At 60.6% G+C, this 1,377-nt stretch carries 1 protein-coding gene; it reads right to left on the reverse strand.

Annotation, left to right across the window (positions count from 1 at the left end):
- Window positions 1-185 precede the first annotated feature (185 nt).
- Window positions 186-1,331, reverse strand: coding sequence for an ISH3 family transposase (locus EAO78_RS17585; RefSeq protein ID WP_122107032.1), 1,146 nt, complete (start codon window positions 1,329-1,331; stop codon window positions 186-188).
- Between the last annotated feature and the right edge of the window lie 46 nt (window positions 1,332-1,377).

Consider the following 1,377-nt stretch of genomic DNA (forward strand, 5'->3'; position numbering starts at 1 on the left):
TCAGTCGATCACATCGACAGCCGCGTAATCTCGTCTGATGCCGGTGAATCAGATCGAATTGGTCGTGGATCGTCTTCGAAGCGCTGGTGAGCGTGATCTTTGGGATGAACCGTCGCTGTCGGCGGCGGATCGCCGCCGACGCGACAGTGTCGCCACTCACGGCCGCTGTCCGGACCGGTGGACAGCTACCGGAAGAACCGGTCGTCGAGTGACTGGTTCGCTGGAACAGCCCTGCGCACACCGAGCGCTGTCCAGGCGGCCCGCAGCACCATCTCACAGAACTCCGTGAACGACCAGTTCCAGAGGCGGCGCCCCCCGTGGCGGGGCGCCGCCACGTACTTCCAGTGGAGATACCGCCAGCTGTTCTGGAGCAGCAGACTCACGACAAACATCATCAGCCGCAAGCCAGCGTCCTGAGAACTGGTGAACGCGAGGCTCTGCTTGGCTAATCGGTAGCTCGACTCGATGCCGAAGCGCTTGCTGTAGTGCTCTCGCGCATCCCGTGGCGTGTCGATAAACGGCGCGTCAGCGGCGTAGCCGTGACGCGCCACCCCGTGTTCGTCGTATCGTCCCTGCTGGTAGACACAGTCAATGAACACGGGGAAGGCCACCTCGCCGGCGAGATCGTGTTCGATCTCGCGGCTCCAGCCCTTGCTGAGTTCGTTTTGAATCGACTCGCCCCACTTGACAATCGGCATAGCGTAGGCGTAGTTGTGCGCGTACAGCAGTCCGAGACAGGTGCTGTTGTAGAAACCGCGGTCAAGGTAGACGGCCTTGACGCCGAGGTCAAGGCCGTCGAGGAGTTCGAGGAACTCAGCGAGGACATCGCTGGTGGTGTCGCCAGCAACAAGCTGGCGAACCGCCAGCGTGTACCGCTTGTTACGCACTCGCGCGTAGAGCGTCGCATACGCGTGAAACGTCGTTGTTCCACGCTTGGCCTGTGAGAAGTACAGGGCCTCGGTTTCATCTTCGTCACCGTAGTAGGGATCGAGGTGGAGGTCTGCGCAGACCTCCATCGGTCGATCCGGCAGTGTTTCGAGAGCATCCCGTTGGAGGAGCGTGTCTCCAACCGCCTCAACAGTGTCAAGGTCGAACTCATCGGTGAGATGTCCTCGGACGGTGTTGGCGTGCGGTGAGTCGTCGGTTGTTTCGCAGACGTGGTTGATCGAGGTCCCGCCGGCGCTGGCGCCGGCGAGGACCTCGTACAGTTTCTCCGTGGTGACTTCGACGTTCTCGCCGAGATCTATCGCAAGTTCCTCGTCGAGGCTGTTGACGACAAAATTAAGCAGGTGCTCTTCCTCTATCTCGCTGTCTGCTTGGGTTGCTTCCACACTCTTCCCAAGCAGACGCTTCCTCTAACCCGATGTGATCGACTGA

It is taken from the genome of Halobellus captivus, assembly GCF_003697845.1.
Lineage (GTDB): Archaea > Halobacteriota > Halobacteria > Halobacteriales > Haloferacaceae > Halorubrum > Halorubrum glutamatedens.